This is a genomic window from Endozoicomonas sp. ONNA1, assembly GCF_024606325.1.
Taxonomy (GTDB): domain Bacteria; phylum Pseudomonadota; class Gammaproteobacteria; order Pseudomonadales; family Endozoicomonadaceae; genus Endozoicomonas_A.
The window spans coordinates 1-2,333 of the sequence record NZ_JAHHPN010000559.1; the positions used below are offsets into that span (position 1 = coordinate 1).

At 40.6% G+C, this 2,333-nt stretch carries 1 protein-coding gene; it reads left to right on the top strand.

Annotated elements, in window-relative coordinates; genetic code table 11:
* Positions 1-241 precede the first annotated feature (241 nt).
* Positions 242-2,333 (top strand): hypothetical protein (locus KDK19_RS12825; protein ID WP_257292117.1); only part of this gene is annotated, 2,092 nt, incomplete at its 3' end.

The following is a 2,333-nucleotide window of genomic DNA, read 5'->3' on the forward strand; positions in this document are numbered from 1 at the left end:
TTGAAAACCAGGCTGCCTATAATCGCATTAAAAACCTTGAGAGCCAGGTGGAAAAATTGCCATAACGCAGACGCTCTCTCAGGCGCTGTCTCAGGCGGATTAAACTTTGAAATGTCTAATTCCTTGTGGCACTGGCTTGGCCAGCGGCCTTTTTTCAAGCTTCGATCCTTCTTTTTCGGAACTTTCATTTAATTAACGGGTCAACATTTGAGTGGACTCAGCTTCGCCAAGATTAAGGATAATGAAAGACAGGAAAGAAATGATGGATCGATTACCTCAAAGCTCATTTAATCAGGGGCAAAACCCCTCTACTTACAGTTCTACAGCAAATCATGGCAATGTCTTCGACAGAACCGTCACCCCTCTCAGTGGGTCATTGGGAGTCAATCGTGCAGATTTCGCAACAGATCTTTCAACAGGACAAAAAGATCAAGAAGAGATCGGGATTTCCTCCAGAGCCGTTGCTTTAGATGTAGATACCCCTGCAGTCGCTGAAGGCAAATCAAAACGGCAATTCACCAATGCTGGAGATATTGGTCTTAGGGTCAAGCCAGAAGCATTATCACCCAGCCCTTTAAAAAGGTATAAAGCCAGCCCGTGTGTGAGCACTGCTATTCTCTCCGACAAACAAGTCGAGTTGATTCAAAAACTCCTTGATAGAAAAGGTCATAAACTCAAAGAAGCTGAACTTATGCACCTTATCCACTATATATCACGAGAACGTCGCAGAATATACGTCCCTGAGGCTTATTTTAAATCATCTTGCTTTATGAAAGAATTTGTAAAGAATGATATTTTGAGACTTTACGAAATACCAAAAGATAAAATAACCAGAGATATACTACTGGCTCAGAACAAGAGTGATTATTCCCGTATTGTCTACGACGGACTGCCTGATGAATTGAAAACAGATCATCATTTTCTTATTGAATATTCAGGCCGCAATGGTATTCCCAAAGGTACACCTCTGGAACTGGCAGCTTTCATTTATGGCCATCTGGACATCACAGCAAAAATAAAATCCCTGGGCACTTTTCCTGATAGTTTTAAAAATCAAAATGATGATTTGTACGATGAACTCATTCGTTCAGGAAGGATAGAGCTGAAAGACCTGCCAGAACACATTAAAAGTGAAAACAAAGAGTACTGCCTGTCACAATTATCAAATGGCTTGTGTACTTTATCAGAGGTTCCGGTTCGTTTTATAACAAAAGAAATCATGTTGGATTCGCTCAGTGGCCAAAAATGGTATGGTAATTATCAAGACATTTACTTTGGTAAATGCACTATGTTCACCGAGGAACCCGTCTTTTTTGAAGACGTACTGGTCAAGACCTTATTAGCTGCACTGGAAACAAACCATAAGTTATGTCAGGAATTTCGCAATTCCCTGTACATGGTTTATTTATCCGCCTCAAAAAGATATAAGACAGACGAAGAAAAACTTGGTTTGTTATTAAAGAAGCTGGTAAAAACCAATCCTTTTATCTTGAACGATATTGAAAAATCGAATGATACGTTGCTTAAGGCATTAATCGATACAGCAAAGCATTCACTGTTGGATATATTAAGAAAAACACCTGAAGTTAGCCGAGGTTTTGATATTGCCGCTCTTTATTTTTTATTTGACATAGTCAATGCAGATAACGATTTTAAAACCCATGTCTTGAATATTGTTTATCCTTATTTTCCTGACCTGGGTCGCGAAATGCTTCCGGAAAAAATTCTGAAGGAACTGGACAGTATAGTGCTCAAGTCTGAACCCTTTGACAAGGGATACGGGTGTTTTCAGAGTAGAAAGTTACAGCCAGATGACCCTCGCATTGTAATAGACTACATTGAACAGCGTCTGGATTGTTTGCACTTTTTTAACAACAAAGAATATCTGGAAAAGTGCTGCACTGATCCAATAGTCCGGCAAAGGCTCATACACGTACTTGCGCAAAGGTTAGTTGCCAATAAAAAAGTTTTGTTGAAGACCTGGTCATATCGTCTACCCCGACAATTACTGGATGATACTCTGAACTTTCTCAAAGACCCGGCACTTTTCTTCAAACTGGATTCTTCCGAACAGTTGATAGAACCCGTTAATCCACTCAATTTTCAATTGCCCAATACTTCGGCATTCGAATTGGTAGTCGCTGCCCACGCATTTGATTTTCATCCTGCGGAGTTAGCTTCCGCTCGTCAGTTACAGGCAGAGTTTGTTCGTGCTGGTGAAACCGTTTTTCAACGGGTTTATCCTGGTCAACATCCGTTATCACTATTTGAGAAAGAGGGCACCATCGTTGGTGGTCGTACACTGGCAATAGTCAATGGTGAGGAGGTTGATT